Genomic DNA, 15,564 nt, shown 5'->3' on the forward strand with positions numbered 1-15,564 from the left:
CACGAAGGGACCATGCATCCCAAGAAGGGCGGTCGCGCCGCGCGCGACAGGCCCGATATGGCCCGTGCAGCCCCCGTGCTGCCCGCGGACTTGAGGCTCCCGTCCGCGTCGGCAACGACGCTCGTGTGCGGCGCAACCAGCGCTTGGTGCCCAGCTACGCAGACCGCAGGCCGGACATCGGGCGCTGGATGCGCCGCGATTCGGCTTCCTGCATCTATGCGGCGTCGCGTCTGCCAGTCGGCTCCTGCCGCGGCCGGAGCACGTTCCGCTTTCTGACGACTCGCATGCGGACAGCGTGTCAGGGCCGGAAGTTTCTGACAAACGCCCGCACACAGTTCTGGCCCCTCTCCGGCCTCCGGCTCATGCATGGGTTTCGTACGACCGGCTGGACCAGGGCCCGTCTGATAGGTCGGTGACAACCGGACTGCCGAGCGGCTGCGCCAGGCGACCGGTACCCAAGTGTGGGTGGTGGACGACGTGCGGCTCCCAAGTGCGGTGCGCCGGCCGGCAACAGCGACGGGCGTCGCCGCCGAAGACGCCGGGGCGACCGCGCCGAGGCACTGGCGCAGTGGCAGCAGTGGCAGCAGTGCATCCTCCGGCACGCGATGGAGCACGGCGGCAGCCGCTCCCGGTGAGCGCCTTGTGGGGTGCTGTGAAGGTCAGCCCTTCCTCGTCGGTGGCTTGATCAGGTAGAGCCGGCGAGCCAGGTCCAGCGCGGTCAGCAGCACGTGGGCCCCATTCCAGTCGTATTCACGGCGCTGCTGCCACACCTCGCCATAACCGCTCGGGTCGGTGGCGCGTGCTTGAAAGACGACCCTGGACCGCTGGTCCCAGTTCCTGATCTCGTCCGCGTGGTTGCCCACGACCCAGGCCGACCTGCCACGGATCGCCTGAGCGATCTGCGCGGGAATCGCCTGGAACCGCGCCCCTTCCGCCAGGGCCACGGCCAATGCCTGGACTCCGGTCTCCAACGTGTGGGTGCTCGTGTTCGGGTCGTGATGGAAGATGGCGAGCACCGCCTCCCGCAGGCGGCTCCGGCTGATAGTGGTGGTGGGGAGGCCCTGGTAGGTGACGCCCCAGCCGAAGTGCTCCCTGCGGACGCGCGGGTACACGTCGTTCGGGACCATGTCCCTCGTGCGGCCATTCACCTGCTCGGTGAACGTGTAGAACACCCGCCGGCTCGCGTCCCGGTTCTCCACGTAGAACCCCAGCAGATAGCTGTCGGACCTACGGAAGACCGCTCGGACCATGCCGCCCAGGATGAACTCGTCCTCGGTGAACCGTCCGATGTTGATCGACTGAAAGGCTTCGGGGTCGGGATTCTGGATCAGGTGGCCGGCACCGGGCCGTCGGACGCTCTGCTCCCCCAGCATCGCGCCGCGGACGTTCGCGACTGTACGGGTATAGAGGTCGGCGAAATCCTCGTCATCCGTCACCGCCCTCGGCTGCGCCTGCTCCTGGGACTGGGCTTGGACACTCTGGTCCTGTCCGGGCCGGGCCGGTGCACCGTAGGTAACCGCCTCTCCCGCGCCCAGGGTGCCCGCCAGCACCGAAACCACCACCGCCGCGCTGACCAACCGCCGCCGCACCGGCCCGCGTTCGGACCGTTCGGCCCGCTCAACCCTTCGCGTCATCTCTTCCGTGTCTCCCATGTCAGGCCCAGAACTCGAACTCGGCCTGCAACTGGCCCTTGGTGACCCGGCCCCCGTCGCTGTAATAGAGGGCCTTGTACTCCTTGCCCTTCGTCAGGTTCGCGTCGATCAGGGTCGAGCCGTACGCGCCGCAGTTGGCGTTGCCACAGGCCCAGTCCCACGTGATGCGCTTGCCGCTGCTGTCCTGGATCTCGATCCAGTCCCAGCCGTTGTACGGATCCCGCCCAGAGGGCGCCACCCACGTGACACTGACCCCCTTGATGTGGGACTGGTACCAATAGCCCCTGAACTGCGCCGGCGATACCTCGCTGATCAGGTAGTCGGTGTTGATCTTGCCTGGCTGCGGGTCATCGGGGCCATCGCTCCGGACCGTCGGCGGCTGCCAGTGCTCACGCGCCGAGTCGGTCGCCGGAGCCGCCTGCACAGCACCCTTCGTCGGCTCCCCCGAACCCTGCGACGCCGCGGAAGCCGTCCCCAGCGCCACCATGGACACACTCACGAGCACCCCGGCCATGACCGCGGACCGCCGCCGGGGCGTGTTCACCCCGGCGTATAAGGAAGAGACCTTCCCTTTGCCTCGCGTGCGGAACAACATGCGTACTTCACCTCGCCGTTGATCGGAGATCGATGCGCCAGAAACGCTAGGGAGCCGCGATCTACGTTCCATTGACGACTGCTCAACGCGAGCCTTCACGAATGCCGGACATGAGGCCGAGGAGCCGTTGGCGCGACTCCGCGGCTGTCCGGCGGGTCACGACCGAAGCCAGAGGCGAACAGCAGCAACGGTCACGGTGCCGTGGAAGAGGTACGCCACGTCTTGTCGCCACCCAGGTGGCCGGGGCGGGTACGCGGATGACCGCCGGCCGGACGTGGGGCACGGATGCGTCCCAGGGCCTCATCTGAACGAGGTCGAGCAGGTCGGCCCGCGTCGTCCGGGGAAACGCGGCGCGTCGGTGCGGGCGCCTGCGGCGTGCTGATGGGCGCGGCAGGAGGTTGAGCCCACGCTGACCATGTCCCCGTATCGGTTGTTCGGGGCGTTCGGGTCCGGGTCGTAGGCCGGGTTCTCGAGCACGCGGACCTGATCGGCCCGGGAATCGGTGACCATCGCCAAGTTCATCTGGCCGCCGTTCCAGGTGTCCTGGCCCGAATTGCCGAACCTGCGAGGGTCGGTCCGGAGGAAGTACACGTAGCGGTCGCCATGGTGGACGCCACTCCCGTGGAACTGCCGTGAACGCCACTCCCGTGGAACTGCCGTCCTCCCCTCGCAGGTAAGAGCCCCAACGTCGGCCAGCCGGCCAGGACGTGTCCGGCCGATCGTGCGCTGAGCGGGAGGACGGGCACGTATCGGGACGCAGTGGACCCTGGCGCCCGGTCACCACGGGGGTACCACAGAGCGCGCGGCCGACTTCGCAGCGGGCCCGGCCGCCCGGAGGGCCTCCACAAGCGGTCCGGATGTCAAGACCGGTCTGTCCACCCTTTGAACGCCCCTTGATCCGCCCGCAGTCCGGAAGCATTCTATTCCCTATCAATCCAGTGGGAAAACTAGGGAAGCCGGAGGGGGTCGAAGTGGGCGTGCGGACACCGATGCGTTCCGTTCCTCTGGCCGGCGGCCGGATCTCCCTGCCCGCGCCGGAGACACCCGACAGGACGGTGAACGGCGCAATGCCGAAGAAATCCGCAGTACGGCCCGCCTTCATAGAGCTCAACCACCTTGCCGATGAAGGGCTCCGGCTCCGTGTCACCCGGGAGATCGCGGACGATCTCGCCGTCGACGCCCTCGGCCGCGACCGCGCGGGCAAGCCGCCGTTCGACGAGGTCTCACGGCTGCGCGAAGCGGGACTGCCCGCGCTGCTGACGCCGCCCGGTCCGGCCCGGCGCGGCACCGACTGGCGCACCGCCTGCGCGGTCATCCGGGAGATCGCGGCGGCCGACAGCTCGGTCGGCGAACTGCTGGGCCGGCACTATGTGTTGTCGTGGAGCGCACGGTTCTTCGGCAGCCCGGAAAAGGCCGACGGACTCGAACTCCGGACGGCGGCGGAGCAGTGGCTCTGGAGCGGGAGTACCGATCTCCCGGACCTGGAGCCGACGGCAGGTCCCGACCTGACGCTCACACCGGTCGACGGCGGGTACGTCCTCCACGGGTGCAAGACACTCGCCGCGGGTGTCCAGGTCGCCGACCGGCTGGTGCTCGGCGCGGTATGCGCCTACAGCGGTGAGTCACTGATCGTGTATGTCGACCCGGCTCATCCAGGCGTGGCGGCCGATGCCGAGAACGACCGCCTAGGCCAGCGGCTCACCGGCGCCGGCAGCATCAGCTTCGACGGCGTCCCCGTCCCCGCTGACCACGTCCTCGGTGCCGTCCCCCGCGACGAGCACGCCGTCGCCCCCTTCGCCACGCTCGCCCCGCTGGCTCTCCGGCTCGCCCTCGTCCATGTCAGCCTGGGGACCGCCGAAGGAGCGCTTGCCGAGGCCCGGGACCTCAACCGGGCCGCACCGCGCAGTTGGCCGGCCGCCGGTGCGGACGACGGCGCGTACCCGGAGCGGCCGGGTGCGGATCCCTATCTCCTTCTCGCGTACGGGGAGTTGGTGACGGCCGCCCACACCGCCGCGGCGGTGGTCGACTCGGCGACGGAGGCACTGGCACGCGGTCTGCTCGCGGGGCAGGGGCTCGGTGTGGACGAGCGCGCGGACATCGCGGTCCTCGTCGCCGCGGCCGAGGCCGTCACCAGCAGGTCCGCGATGGACATCACCACTCGCGTCCTGGAACTCACCCAGGGCGCCGAGTCCCCGGCCGGTGCCCCGGGATTCGACCGGTTCTGGCGCAACGCACGCATCCTGACGGCGCAGGCCTCCCCCACCCACAGGCTCCGTGACATCGGCGACCACTATCTGAACGGTACGCATCCGCCCTTGACCTTGCGCGTCTGACGAAGCTGCGGTCCGCCGGGCGGAGTCCGTCATTCCGCGCGGAGCCGGGGTGAGGTGGTAATTCGCCGGAACTGTCGGCGTAGCGTCGGACGGATCGGCGCCGCGGCTGCTACATCTCGTGTGTGCATCCCGAAGCGGGGGCAGCCTGTCGGTCCTGTGAGGTGGCGCCTTGTCCGTAGTTCGCAGCGATTCCCTGCCGCCCGCCAGACGGGGGGAACCCCTGCAGCGGTTGCTGTTCGGCGGGGTGTACGGTTCGGTGCTCGCCAGCGCGCTGGCGGCCGCGCTGAGCCATGAAGGCACACCGGCGGATCCCGGGTACGACGCATTGTGGGTGGCGCTGTCGGCAGTGGCGTCGGCCGCGGCGCACGGCTATGCCCACTCCATCGCGCACCGGACGGACGACGACGCCCAGGTCACCGCCAGCGCGGTACGTTCGATGCTGACCGAATGGCCGCTGGTGGCCGCGATGGTGCCGACGATGGCCGTGCTGCTCGGCGCCCAGGCGAAGTGGTGGGGCGAAGAGAGCGCGATCGACGTCGCCCTGACCATCAACATGGTGGCGTTGTTCGGCTGGGGGGTATGGGCGGCCCGGGTGGCGGGCCGGGGCTGGCCGGGGTCCTTCCGGGTCGGTGGTGTGGATGTGCTGATCGGGCTGTTCATCGTGGTGGCGAACGTCTTGATCAAGTAGGGGGACGGCGGTGGTGGCCGGGGCGCGCCGTGCTCGGGAGACGGCGCGCCGCCGGGACCGAAGGGAGGAGGGGGACGACGCGGCCTCGGCCTCGCGGCGCCGTGGTCCGCGGCCGACCGCCGCTCCGGGGTCAGGTCAAGGTTCCACCGCCAGCCAGGTGGCGATGGCCTGGGCGATGGGCTGGTCGGTCTCCAATTGGACGAAGCCGAACTGGCCGCCCTGGTTGCATTCGAGGAACCACCAGGCCCCATCCGGGTCTTCTGCGAAGTCAAAGGCACCATAGGCAAGTTGGGCGGTTTCCATATAGTTGCTCACCGCCCGGTGGACGGAGTCCGGCACCTCGGCAGGTTCCCAGGTGCCGTGCTGGGTGAAACGGCTGTCCACTTCCTCGGGATCGGCTTTCTTGCGGGCGGCGAAGAGATGTTCGCCGACGCAGGTCAGCCGAATGTCGGCCTCCTTGGGGATGTGCTGCTGGAGCAGGGTCGGGCCGGCCGCGACCCCGCTGAAGTCCGCGTCCGGGCTGATGCGTGTGGTGGGCAGCACCAGTGGCGGGTCGCCGGGGTGCTTCCCGCTGACCGATTTCACCACGAGGTCCTGGTGGGCGGCGGCGAACTGCCGGGCGACCGCGGGGAACGTAGTGATCAGCGTGGGGGGCACGAGGAAACCGCTGCGATGGGCTATACGGAGCTGCCACGGCTTGTTGCGTGCCTGCAGGGAGGCGACGGGATGGTTCATCCAGCGTGCCGGGGTGCAGGAGAGCATGCCGTACAGCGCCTGTTCGGACTCCGCCGTGATCCAGGCGGACTGTTCCGCGGCGCGCGCCCCTGGGGTGCCGGGGCGGCGGACCCATACCGAGCGCAGACTATTGAGGCTCACCATGCGTTCGCCCGATTTGAGATACCCGTGGAAGTCGTTCTCGGCGTACTCCGCCGACACGGCGACCCTCCCCGGCAGGTCGGCGGGGTCGAGGCGGACGAGCGGGACCCCGAGGTCCTGCAGCGTCGACACCACGATGTCCGCCGTCAAGTCTTCCTCGCAGGTAAGGACCAGGACGGTCATCGGCGCTCAGTCGTCGAAGTGGGTCTTGGAACCGGCGGTGGAGGCGGTGGTGCCGGTTGCCAGCAGCACCGCCCGGCTACAGGTGGCCGGGCGCCCGTCCGGGAGGACGTTGAGTTGCCGGGTGGCGTCATAGCTGTATGGGGTGGTCGTCGGTGATTTCACCGCCGGACGGGCGTAGCTCAACGCAAACGGTCGCATACCTTCTCCTTCGAAAGCCCGGTTTCTGAGCCCTTGGCACGGGGCAAGCTTTTGGGCCCCGTTTGATGACTCTGCACGGAAGACGCGACAATCTGGTCAGTAAGTTGCCTCTTTTGCTCGTTTCCGGCGATTCTCTTGACGGAAAAGCGACGATCACGTACTCGCCGGCCTTGCCAAGTACCGCCGTCGAGGCATGCCCTGACGGCCCGTTCGGGCAAGAGCGCACTCGGATGCCCCCACCCTGAAGAAGACTTCCCCACACGGGACTTGGGCACGCGGAAGGGCCCCGGCACGGGATCCGTGGGGCGGCGAGAACCGCGCCGGATCAGGCCATCTCTCCCTGCGTCCCGGCCGTGTGGCGACTGACGGGGCGCCGGAAGAAAAGCGTGCCGTGCGGGGCTGCTGGTGCGGGCGGTGCGGGCCGCTACCCGGGGAACCTTCCGTCGGCCGAGACCTGCAACGGTGTGCCGTCCAGGAGGGCGGCGACGAGATCCACGGTCAGCCGGTGCCACTGGCGGGCGCCACGGAGCATGGTGTGTCCGCCGCGCGGCATGGCGACCGAGTGGGCCCGGGCTCCCAACTGCCGGGCGCGGTCGGCGAAGAGCCAGGAGCCCTCGGCGTCGGTGATCCGGTCGTGCGTGTCGTGCAGCAGCACGACGGTCCTGTCGCGCAGATGGGAGACGGGCTCGTCGGGCGGGCACCACGGGGCGAGGGCGACGATGCCGCGGACCGCCGGATGCCCGCCGATGTGCAAGGCGGCCCTGCCGCCCATGGAGTGGCCGACGAGCACGACCGGTAGGTCAGCGGCGAGCGCGACCAGCTCGTCGAGCGCCCGGCGGGCGTCCTGGGCGGCGTCCGCCTGCGGCCCGTTCCATCCTCGGCAGCGGTAGCGCACGGAGGCGAGCAGCAGCTCCCGCCCGCGCGGGGGCCGGGAAAGCGCGGATCCGAAGGGCCGCATCCGCAGTGCGGGGAGGTTGAGCCGCGGGGGTGGAGTGCGGCCGTCGGCCCTCCCCCCGTGCATCAGCAGCACCGCGGCCCGTGGCGCGTCCGGATGGCGGTGGACCACCAGCGGCCGGTGCGCGCCCCGGCCTCCGTCGCCGCTGCCGGGGTCCGTGGGCCGTGCCGGGCCTGTCCTCATGGGCGGGGATCCTCCGGGTCGGGGCGGCGGCGCGGTGGCAGCGGAAAGAAACCGCTGGTGCGGGCCGTGTAGGCGGCGTATCCGGGGCGGTCGGCCAAGTGGTTCTCCAGCAGTCGCTTACCGCTGCCGTAGATCAGCAGGTACGACATCACCAGCGGCGAGACCACGGCGACCGCGGCGCTCTGCACGGTGCCACAGGCCAGCAGGAACAGCCCCCACCAGACGAGGAAGTCACCGAAGTAGTTGGGGTGTCGGGTCCAGCCCCACAGGCCGCGGTCCATCACCCGGCCCCGGTGGTCCGGGCCGGCCTTGAACCGGTCGAGCTGGAAGTCCCCGACGCTCTCGAAGACGAAGCCGACCGCCCACAACAGCCCGCCGGCGACGGCACTCGCCCCCAGCGGCACCGCCACATACTGCGCCAACTGCACCGGGAGCGAGATCAGCCACACCAGTCCGCCCTGCAACAGGTACACCGTGCGCAGGGCGTAGACATCACGGCTGCCGGGGGCCTTGGCCAGCAGGCGCTCATAGCGCGGGTCCTCCCCGTGCCCGTGCCCGCGCCCGCGACGGGCGATATGGACGGAGAGCCGCAGTCCCCACACCGCCGTGGCGAGGGTGACCAGGATCCGCCGGCCGTCGTCCCCGTGACCGGTGGACAGGGCACAGGTCGTCAGGGCCACCGCCGTGAACGCCGCTCCCCATGCGATGTCCACCAGCCGGTGCATCCCCTTGACCCGGGCGACGGCGAACGTGGTGAGCATGACGGCGAACGCGGCACCGGCCGCCGCGGCGAGGTTGACGGCAAAGGCCGCCCAGGGAAATCCGGTCATTGCCGGACTTCCCGTGTATGCCAGTCGTCCGGCGTCGCCGGCATGAGGGCTTCTCCCTCCGGAGTGGGGCGTACGGCGAGGATCTGGTCGACGCCCATGCGGCGCTCGGTGAACGCCAGGCCGGCACCGGCCAGATACAGCCGCCACACCCGGGCGGTCGGTTCCCCTCCCAGCGCCACGAACTCCTTCCAGCGGGTCTCCAGTGTGCGGTGCCAGGCGGCGATGGTCCGTGCATAGTGTTCCCGCAGGGATTCGACGGACCGCACTTCCAGCCCGCCGGCCTCCAGCAGGCCCACGGTCTCGCCCAGCGGGCGCATATGCATGTCGGGGGCGATGTAGGACTCGATGAACGCACCGCCTCCGGGCGCGGCGGCACCACGGGACATCTGCTGGATCAACACCCGCCCCCCGGGGCGCAGCAACGCATGCAGCCGGACGGCGAAGTCCGGGTACTCGGCGTCGCCCACATGTTCCCCCATCTCGATCGCGCACACCGCGTCATAGCCGTCTCCCCTGATGTACCGGTAGTGCCGGAGTTCGACATCGACCAGCTCGCTCAGCCCCAGCGCCGCCACCCGGGCGGTCACAAAGTCGTGCTGCTCTCGCGAGAGCGTGACCGCGGTGACCCGTGCGTGGTACTCCCGCGCCGCGTGGAGCGAGAGGCTGCCCCAGCCGCAGCCGACGTCCAGGAGGCGGGCCCCGGGACGAAGGCCCAGCTTCCGGCAGACCAGCTCCAGTTTGTCCCGCTGGGCGTCGGCCGGCCCGTAGGACGGGTCGTCGGGGCGTTTCCAGTAGCCGCAGGAGTAGGCCATGGTCTCGTCCAGCAGCAGCGCGTACCAGTCGTTGGAGAGGTCGTAGTGATGGCTGATGGCGGCGCGGTCCCGGACGGTGCTGTGGAGCGCGCCCCGCAGCCGTGCCCGCGGCGCCCCGGGCGCGGGCGGGCGCGGGCCCAGTGCACCGAGCCGCAGTGCGGTGACGGCGGCCCTGGCCAGTTGCCGGGGGCCGGGAGAGCCGGGGGCCGGGCCGTGCTCCCGTACCGAGCGCCACACTCTGCTCAGACCGTCGGCGAGGTCGCCGTCGATGTCGAGATCGCCCGCGATGTACGCCTGCGCCAGGCCGAGTTCACCGGGCTGCCACAGCAGACGGCGCAGCGCCCGGGGTGAGCGCAGCACCACGACCGGGGCGGTCTTCGGCCCGGCCTCGCTGCCGTCCCAGGCGCGCAGCCGCACCGGCAGGTTTCCCCCGAAGTGGGCTGCGAGCAGTGCGGCGAGACGGGGCGCAACACGCGTCATCGGAGACCCCCGTCCCGTGCCGTCGTGGCGGCCTTGGTCAGCAGCAGCTGGCGTACGTCCAGGTAGCCGGCCCGGAATCCGGCCTCGCAGTAGGCCAGGTAGAACTCCCACATGCGGCGGAACACCACGTCGAAGCCCAACGCACCGACCGTGGCGGGCTGTGCGGTGAAGCGGTCGCGCCACAGCCGCAGCGTTTCGGCGTAGTGGCCGCCGAATCCGTCGTTCTCCTCCACCCGTAGACCGGCGGGTGCGGCGGACTCCTCGATGGCCTGGACGGAGGGGATGAGGCCGCCGGGGAAGATGTACTTGTGGATCCAGGTGTAGGTGGTGCGGGTGGCGCGCATCCGGTCGTGCGACATGGTGATCGCCTGGAGCGCGATCCGGCCGCCGGGCACCAGCAGGCGTTCGAGGGTGTCGAAGTAGACGGGCCAGTAGTCCTCGCCGACGGCCTCGATCATCTCCACGCTCACCACGGCGTCGTAGGCACCGGTCACCTGCCGGTAGTCACACAGCTCGACCGAGACCCGGTCCGCGTAACCGGCCTGCGCGAGACGCGTCATGGCGAGCTCGCGCTGCTCCTGGGACAGGGTCACGGAGACGACGCGGGCGCCGCGGGCGGCGGCGCGCAGGGCCAGCTCTCCCCAGCCGGTGCCGATCTCCAGCAGGCGCGTGCCCGCGCCGACGCCGGCCAGATCCAGCAGCCGGTCGATCTTGCGGTGCTGGGCATCGGCCAGATCGCTCCACGCGGCGGGACGCTTCCGGAAGAGGGCCGAGGAGTACGTCATGGTCCGGTCCAGGAAGAGCGCGAACAGGTCGTTGGACAGGTCGTAGTGGCGGTGGATGTTCTCCCGTGCGCCCTCCAGTGTGTTGCGCTGTCCGCGGGGCCGGCGCTGCGCCCAGGCGCCGCGCAGCCGCTGCAGAGGGCGCGGTACCAGCGAACTGAGGCGGGAGGCGAGGACCGTCAGCGCGCCGACCAGCTCGTCCGCGTCCCACTCCCCCGCCATATAGGACTCGCCGAAGCCGATCAGCCCGTCGGTGCCGATCCGGCGGAAGAAGGCGTCCGGGTCGTGTACCCGTAGCAGGGGGCCCTCGGCGCCCGTGACGGGTGCGTCGCCGAGCGCGATCCGCAGCGGCAGGGAGGCGAGTGCCCGTTGGACGATCAGCCGGGTCACGGCGGTCCGGCCGGCCGAGCCGCGTGAACCGCGCGCCACATCCGGCCACTTGGCGGCGTCCACCCGCTCCCGAGTCGTCGTGTGTGCGGCGTACGGGGCGAGGGCGGAACCGGCTGCGGTGCGGTCCGGGACGGAAGTCTTCACTGCATACCCTCCTGGATACGGTGGCGGGGGCGGGCCTGGACGGGCAGGCCTCGCAGGAACAGGGCGATGCCGTGGCGGCGGATCCCGGCGGTGACCGCGGCCGTCGACCAGGGGTGGCGCAGCACCGTGGCCAGCAGCTGCCCCGCGGTCGCGGGCCGCCGGGTGCCGCGCACGGTCGCGGTGAACGGCCTGGTGTCACCACGTCGCAGCTGTACGGTCAGATCGAGCCGGTCGGCCGGTTCGGGCAGGCGCATCCGGTAGGCGCCGTCGACCGGGAAGAACGGCGAGACATGGAAGTCCTTGGGGACCTCCGCCCGGCCCTGCTCATCGGTGTGCAGCAGATAGCAGTGGCGCTCGCCGTAGGTGTTGTGCACCTCGGCCACGACGCAGAGGGGCGCGCCGCCGCGGTCGTGGCACCAGTACAGGGTCAGCGGATTGAACACATGGCCCAGGACCCTGGCGTGCGCGAGCATCAGCACCCGCCCGCCGTCCAGCCGCACCCCACGGCTCGCCAGGAACCATTCCAGCCCGGCCCGGAGGGACGGTGCGGTGCCGCCGAAGTGATCCCGGGGGTCGAACCGGGCCAGCGGGCGCAGGGCACAGGGCAGCCGCGGCGGACGGTCGAGGTCGACCAGCCACATGTAGGTGCGGTGGCGCAGGGAGTGCTGGACCGGGGCCGTGCGGGCGTGCGAGATCAGGCACTCGTAGAGCGCGGGTGTGCGGACGCCGGTGGCGGGGACGGCGGCCGGTTCGGCGGTACGCGGCGTCACCAGCGCACCCCCAGGGCCGCGGCGGCCTGCACCCCGGAGCGGCAGCCGTCCTCGTGGAATCCCCAGCCGTGGTAGGCGCCCGCGAAGGCGGTGACCGCCGAGTTCAGCTGCGGCAGACTCTGCTGGGCGGCGACCGACTCCGGTGTGTAGAGGGGGTGTTCGTAGACCATGCGCGCCAGGACCCGGTGGGTGGCGACCCGGTCGGTGGCGTTGAGGGTGACGAGGTAGTCCTCGGGGGTGTCCAGCCGTTGCAGACGGTTCATGTGGTAGCTGACCTGCACCTGGTCCGCGGGCGTATGGCAGGAGGCCATCAGGTAGTTCCACGAGGCCCGGGCCCCGCGTGCGCGCGGCAGCAGCGAGGTGTCGCTGTGCAGCAGGGTGGTGTTGCGCGAGTAGCGGAACGCGCTCAGGACCCGCCGTTCGTCATCGGTGGGGTCGGCGAGCATCCGCAGCGCCTGGTCGGGGTGGACGGCCACCACCACCGCGTCGTACGCGCGCTCCGTGCCGTCCTCGGCGACGACCGTGGCCCGGTCGTGGCTGCGGTGCACCGCCCGCACCGGCGTGCCGGTACGGACCACCGTGAGCTGCTTGCCGACCCGGCTGACGTACTCCACCGAGCCGCCGGTCACCGTCTTCCACTGGGGGGAGCCGCTGACGGACAGCAGCCCGTGGTGTTCGAGGAAGCGGAACAGATAGGCGGCCGGATACTGCATGGCGGTCGTGGGGGCGCAGGACCATACCGCGGAGACCAGCGGAGTGACGAAGTGGGTGATGAAATACCGCGAAAAGCCGCAGTTGGTAAGGAAGGTGCCGAGGGTCAGCGTGTCACCGCGCTCGGTGGCGAGCGTGGTGCGCGCGGCGCGGTGGAAGGCCCGGATCTCGGTCAGCATCCGCAGATAGCGCCCCCGCAGGGCGCTGCGCGGCTGGGCGAACAGCCCGGCCGGCCCGCGGGCGCCGGCGTACTCCAGACCGCAGCCCTCGCACCGTACGGACATGCTCATCTCGGAGTCCTGGGTGGCCACCCCGAGTTCGCGGAACAGCCGCAGCAGCAGCGGGTAAGTGCGTTCGTTGTGGACGATGAAGCCGGTGTCGACGCGGACCACCCGGCCGTCTCCCGAGGCCGTGTCGTGGGTGTGGGCGTGGCCGCCGAGACGGTCCTCCGCCTCGTACAGCGACACCTCACATCCGCCTTGCTGCAGCACATACGCGGCGGTGAGTCCCGCCACCCCGCCGCCCACCACAGCTATCCGTCGACGCTCCACAGCAGGTGCCTCCTCATATCGGGGCGGGGCCGCGTCCGGGGTGCGACGGCCCGCTCACTGAGGGATTCGGTACCGGGTGCGGCGCGGATTGGTCCCGATGTTCCGGACCGCCGCGACGAGCGGGAGTTCGTGGCGCCTGGAGGCCGGCGGTTCAGACCGGGCACGCCGACGGGACCGGCGGCCGCGCCGTGGGACGGCCGGCCGCCGGTGTCACCCGTCGTTTCCGGAGGTCACACCCGGAGCAGGCCCAGCGGCGGACTGGTGGGACTGCTGGAACCACCCGGAGGTTCGGCCGTGACGCCGACCCCGTCCGCGCCCTGCGGCCCGCCGGTCAGCAGCATCGTGCCCGAGGAGCGGCCGGGCTCGACGAGACCGGCGGGCACCATGGTCCCGTTGCGGCTGTACCAGAGTTCGTACACCCGCTGGCCCGGCAGTGCCGGCAGCCCGTGGTAGAGGAAGGCGGTCTGTCCCTTCCGCTTGGAGGCCACCACGGTGCCGCTGCCCCCGCCCTTGAAGGCCGTGGTGTGGAAGGTGGCGTCCGGCGCCGTCATCAGGGCACTGACCGCGGCCGCCTGCTGTTCGGCGCGGACGGTACGGTCCCGCTGCCGGTCGGCGTCGAACCGGGCGTTGACGGCCAGCCCGCCGGCGACCGCGGCGACGGCCAGACAGGCGGCGGCCGCGAAGTAGGGCAGGCGATGGCGCAGTCGCCGTCCGCGCATCGGGACCACGGTCGCCTCACGCCGTATCGGCGGCAGCTGCCGGACCTCGGGCAGGGCCGCCATCACCCGGGTCCGGAGGTCCGCCGGGGGCACCTCGGCGACCGCCAGGGCGAGTCGGGCCGCGGTTTCCTGCAGCTCCCGTACTTCCTGGGTGCAGGCCTCGCACTGGGCGAGGTGGCGGGTGAACTCCGCCGCCTCGTGCTCGGACAGTGCGCCCAGGGCGTAGGCACCGGTGAGCGTGTGCAGATCGACGGTGTTCATGCCGACACCCCCAGGCAGTCGCGGAGCCGGATCAGGCCGTCGCGCAGCCGTGTCTTGACCGTCCCCAGCGCCGTGCCCAGCAGGTCGGCGGTCTCCCGGTAGGTGTAGCCGCGGTAGTAGGCGAGCGTCACCGACTCCCGTTGCAGTTCGGTCAGCTGCCCCAGACAGCGCCGCACCTGCTCACGCTCCAGTCGCCGCTCGACCTGCTCGCTGACCTCGTCGAAGGCCGCGGTGTAGGCGTGCAACCCGGCCCGGTGGTCGCGGTCGGCCGCCGCCTGGACCGAGCGCACCCGGTCCACCGCCCGCCGGTGGGTCAAGGTCATGATCCAGGCCATGGCGCTGCCCTGCCGCACGTCGAAGCGGGCCGCGGACCGCCACACCTCGATCAGCACCTCCTGTGCCACCTCCTCGGACTGGGCCGGATCCCGCACCACCCGGCGCACCAGGCCCAGTACGGAACCGGCCACCGCTGTGTAGAGACTCTCGAACGCGTGCTGGTCGCCGCGGGAGACGCGGTCGAGCAGTGATTCCAGGGCACCGGAATGCGGCGCTGAGGATCGGTCGCCGCGGGCTGCGACGGGCATGGACACCTCCGGACTGTGACATGGTCACCAGTGATTCGGCGCCGGGCGACACCTGGATTGGTCGGAAAGGATTCTGGCGTACGCCGCGGCGGGCGCCGCACGCGGGCCCGGCCACCGTGATGCCGTCACCGGCGTCGGCGCCGGGCGGCCGGGACCGCACGGAACCCGCCTACCCGGCCACCGGGCCGCACCATGCGCGCGACGGCGGACGCGCAACCGGCCCACCGAACTACCGCGCGTCGCATGCCACTTCCCGGCCCCGTACTGCGGAAGGATCACGGTCGGGCTCGTCGAGGCGCAGGGAGGAACGGGCGTCCGGCTCCCGCCGGCCCGCACCACACTCCAGCAGCACTTCCGGGGCTGGTTCGTCCGCACCGGGCGACCGGCCTTCGATCCCGCGACCGCGGATCTGATGGACTTCCGCAGCCCGCACCCCGCACCCCGCAGCCCGCAGCCCGCAGCCCGCCCATGGTCTGTCCTTCGGGTATGTCCTCCCGCTGAGCGAGCGCGCAGCCCTGGTGGAGTACACGGAGTTCTCCCGCCGGATCCTCGGCACCGCCGCCTAGGAGCAGGCGTTGCGCCAGTACACCGGGCACCTGCTGCGGCTGGACGCGTTCCGGGTCAGCACGGTCGGTCCGGTGTCGATGCGGTAGCCGTGGCTTTCGATCCGGCCGGCCCGGCCGCCGGGCAGCTCATCGCGCTCGACGACCGTCAACCGGCGGCCGGCGCCGAGCAAATGCAGCGCGGCGCGGCGGACAGCCCGGAGAGACCCGCACCGACCACCACCACGTGGTCGGTGGGACCGACCCTTGATGCCCCTCATGGACCGCCTCTCGTCACGTCGAGGGGAGGAGTGCCCGGCGCGCA

The 15,564-nt window shown here is 71.1% G+C and carries 14 protein-coding genes and 3 pseudogenes; 3 read left to right on the forward strand and 14 right to left on the reverse strand.

From position 1 onward, the window contains the following. Positions 1 to 659: 659 nt before the first annotated feature. The 3 genes and pseudogenes from ACGFWI_RS06465 to ACGFWI_RS06475 form a co-directional block, all read right to left on the reverse strand. Positions 660 to 1,652 carry a ribosome-inactivating family protein gene (locus ACGFWI_RS06465; protein WP_393904780.1) on the reverse strand — a complete coding sequence of 331 codons (993 nt, stop codon included), beginning with the start codon at positions 1,650 to 1,652 and terminating at the stop codon, positions 660 to 662. Between the two features lies 1 nt (position 1,653). Next, positions 1,654 to 2,196, reverse strand: coding sequence for a hypothetical protein (locus ACGFWI_RS06470; protein ID WP_393904781.1), 543 nt, complete (start codon positions 2,194 to 2,196; stop codon positions 1,654 to 1,656). A 207-nt stretch (positions 2,197 to 2,403) separates the two neighbouring features. Then, positions 2,404 to 2,664 (reverse strand): annotated as a pseudogene (locus ACGFWI_RS06475) (hypothetical protein); the annotation flags it as partial. Between the two features lie 650 nt (positions 2,665 to 3,314). Between ACGFWI_RS06475 and ACGFWI_RS06480 the strand changes: the two are divergent. Both ACGFWI_RS06480 and ACGFWI_RS06485 read left to right on the forward strand, forming a co-directional pair. Further along, positions 3,315 to 4,580 (forward strand): acyl-CoA dehydrogenase, encoded by a 1,266-nt coding sequence (locus ACGFWI_RS06480; protein WP_393904782.1) that lies wholly within the window; start codon positions 3,315 to 3,317, stop codon positions 4,578 to 4,580. 169 nt (positions 4,581 to 4,749) lie between these two features. Next, entirely contained in the window at positions 4,750 to 5,268 is a 519-nt protein-coding gene (locus ACGFWI_RS06485) for a hypothetical protein (protein ID WP_393904783.1), read from the forward strand. Between the two features lie 135 nt (positions 5,269 to 5,403). On the opposite strand, the gene tgmB is transcribed toward ACGFWI_RS06485, so the two are convergent. From tgmB to sigK, 10 genes are all read right to left on the reverse strand, one after another. Further along, positions 5,404 to 6,327 (reverse strand): ATP-grasp ribosomal peptide maturase, encoded by a 924-nt coding sequence (gene tgmB / locus ACGFWI_RS06490; RefSeq protein ID WP_393904784.1) that lies wholly within the window; start codon positions 6,325 to 6,327, stop codon positions 5,404 to 5,406. 6 nt (positions 6,328 to 6,333) lie between these two features. Continuing rightward, positions 6,334 to 6,525: a putative ATP-grasp-modified RiPP gene (tgmA, locus tag ACGFWI_RS06495; RefSeq protein ID WP_030079154.1), complete on the reverse strand. Its 192-nt coding sequence runs from the start codon at positions 6,523 to 6,525 to the stop codon at positions 6,334 to 6,336. A gap of 424 nt (positions 6,526 to 6,949) precedes the next feature. Further along, positions 6,950 to 7,663, reverse strand: a complete 714-nt coding sequence (locus ACGFWI_RS06500; protein ID WP_393904785.1) for an alpha/beta hydrolase — start codon at positions 7,661 to 7,663, stop codon at positions 6,950 to 6,952. Further along, positions 7,660 to 8,493, reverse strand: a complete 834-nt coding sequence (locus tag ACGFWI_RS06505) for a DUF1295 domain-containing protein (protein WP_393904786.1) — start codon at positions 8,491 to 8,493, stop codon at positions 7,660 to 7,662. Before ACGFWI_RS06505 ends, ACGFWI_RS06500 begins: the two co-directional genes overlap by 4 nt. Next, complete coding sequence (locus ACGFWI_RS06510; RefSeq protein WP_393904787.1) at positions 8,490 to 9,785, reverse strand: class I SAM-dependent methyltransferase; 1,296 nt, start codon at positions 9,783 to 9,785, stop codon at positions 8,490 to 8,492. The genes ACGFWI_RS06505 and ACGFWI_RS06510 overlap by 4 nt, the downstream gene beginning before the upstream one ends. Continuing rightward, positions 9,782 to 11,101: a class I SAM-dependent methyltransferase gene (locus tag ACGFWI_RS06515; protein ID WP_393904788.1), complete on the reverse strand. Its 1,320-nt coding sequence runs from the start codon at positions 11,099 to 11,101 to the stop codon at positions 9,782 to 9,784. The genes ACGFWI_RS06510 and ACGFWI_RS06515 overlap by 4 nt, the downstream gene beginning before the upstream one ends. Beyond that, positions 11,098 to 11,871 (reverse strand): DUF1365 domain-containing protein, encoded by a 774-nt coding sequence (locus tag ACGFWI_RS06520; protein WP_393904789.1) that lies wholly within the window; start codon positions 11,869 to 11,871, stop codon positions 11,098 to 11,100. The genes ACGFWI_RS06515 and ACGFWI_RS06520 overlap by 4 nt, the downstream gene beginning before the upstream one ends. Then, positions 11,868 to 13,133, reverse strand: a complete 1,266-nt coding sequence (locus tag ACGFWI_RS06525) for an NAD(P)/FAD-dependent oxidoreductase (protein ID WP_393904790.1) — start codon at positions 13,131 to 13,133, stop codon at positions 11,868 to 11,870. Before ACGFWI_RS06525 ends, ACGFWI_RS06520 begins: the two co-directional genes overlap by 4 nt. Positions 13,134 to 13,363: 230 nt before the next feature. Further along, on the reverse strand, positions 13,364 to 14,113 hold the full coding sequence (locus ACGFWI_RS06530; RefSeq protein WP_393904791.1) for an anti-sigma factor domain-containing protein: 750 nt from the start codon (positions 14,111 to 14,113) through the stop codon (positions 13,364 to 13,366). After that, on the reverse strand, positions 14,110 to 14,697 hold the full coding sequence (sigK, locus tag ACGFWI_RS06535; RefSeq protein ID WP_393904792.1) for an ECF RNA polymerase sigma factor SigK: 588 nt from the start codon (positions 14,695 to 14,697) through the stop codon (positions 14,110 to 14,112). The genes ACGFWI_RS06530 and sigK overlap by 4 nt, the downstream gene beginning before the upstream one ends. Before the next feature lie 319 nt (positions 14,698 to 15,016). Between sigK and ACGFWI_RS06540 the strand changes: the two are divergent. Then, a pseudogene (locus ACGFWI_RS06540) lies at positions 15,017 to 15,323 on the forward strand (lycopene cyclase family protein); the annotation flags it as partial. Here the strand turns inward: ACGFWI_RS06540 and ACGFWI_RS06545 are convergent. Beyond that, positions 15,317 to 15,486, reverse strand: a pseudogene (locus ACGFWI_RS06545) (NAD(P)-binding protein); the annotation flags it as partial. The pseudogenes ACGFWI_RS06540 and ACGFWI_RS06545 sit on opposite strands and share 7 nt — an antisense overlap. Positions 15,487 to 15,564: the final 78 nt, after the last annotated feature.

The sequence above is a fragment of the Streptomyces sp. NPDC048434 genome (genome assembly GCF_043200375.1).
Lineage (GTDB): Bacteria > Actinomycetota > Actinomycetes > Streptomycetales > Streptomycetaceae > Streptomyces.

Bases quoted from the DNA above. Each gene is read 5' to 3' on its own strand.
- tgmB (WP_393904784.1), bottom strand. From the start codon at position 6,327: ATGACCGTCCTGGTCCTTACCTGCGAGGAAGACTTGACGGCGGACATC.
- ACGFWI_RS06500 (WP_393904785.1), bottom strand. From the start codon at position 7,663: ATGAGGACAGGCCCGGCACGGCCCACGGACCCCGGCAGCGGCGACGGA.
- ACGFWI_RS06505 (WP_393904786.1), bottom strand. From the start codon at position 8,493: ATGACCGGATTTCCCTGGGCGGCCTTTGCCGTCAACCTCGCCGCGGCG.
- sigK (WP_393904792.1), bottom strand. From the start codon at position 14,697: ATGCCCGTCGCAGCCCGCGGCGACCGATCCTCAGCGCCGCATTCCGGT.
- ACGFWI_RS06465 (WP_393904780.1), bottom strand. From the start codon at position 1,652: ATGGGAGACACGGAAGAGATGACGCGAAGGGTTGAGCGGGCCGAACGG.
- tgmA (WP_030079154.1), bottom strand. From the start codon at position 6,525: ATGCGACCGTTTGCGTTGAGCTACGCCCGTCCGGCGGTGAAATCACCG.
- ACGFWI_RS06510 (WP_393904787.1), bottom strand. From the start codon at position 9,785: ATGACGCGTGTTGCGCCCCGTCTCGCCGCACTGCTCGCAGCCCACTTC.
- ACGFWI_RS06480 (WP_393904782.1), top strand. From the start codon at position 3,315: ATGCCGAAGAAATCCGCAGTACGGCCCGCCTTCATAGAGCTCAACCAC.
- ACGFWI_RS06530 (WP_393904791.1), bottom strand. From the start codon at position 14,113: ATGAACACCGTCGATCTGCACACGCTCACCGGTGCCTACGCCCTGGGC.